Raw genomic sequence first — 239 nt, forward strand, 5'->3', positions numbered from 1 at the left:
GAGCAAACTCTTCATCCTAAACAATCCCGTTTCAACACGGCTCATATCATTACCCCATACAATATACTCTTCATACAAAACAATTCCATACCTAACCAACATCCCTCCCCCATACCACCACCTCACATCTCTCATTAACAATAACCCAACAAAACCAACCCCTCTAACCACATCCAACAACTTCCCCATCTCCAATCATTTCCCTAACCCAAAACCCCAACCTATCCAATCAACACCCT

The 239-nt window shown here is 43.1% G+C and carries 1 pseudogene; it reads right to left on the reverse strand.

The window, feature by feature from the left end:
* A pseudogene (locus tag FS628_RS32350) lies at positions 1-189 on the reverse strand (4-hydroxybenzoate octaprenyltransferase); the annotation flags it as partial.
* Positions 190-239: the final 50 nt, after the last annotated feature.

The organism is Paenibacillus xylanexedens, from assembly GCF_007676705.1.
Lineage (GTDB): Bacteria > Bacillota > Bacilli > Paenibacillales > Paenibacillaceae > Paenibacillus > Paenibacillus xylanexedens_C.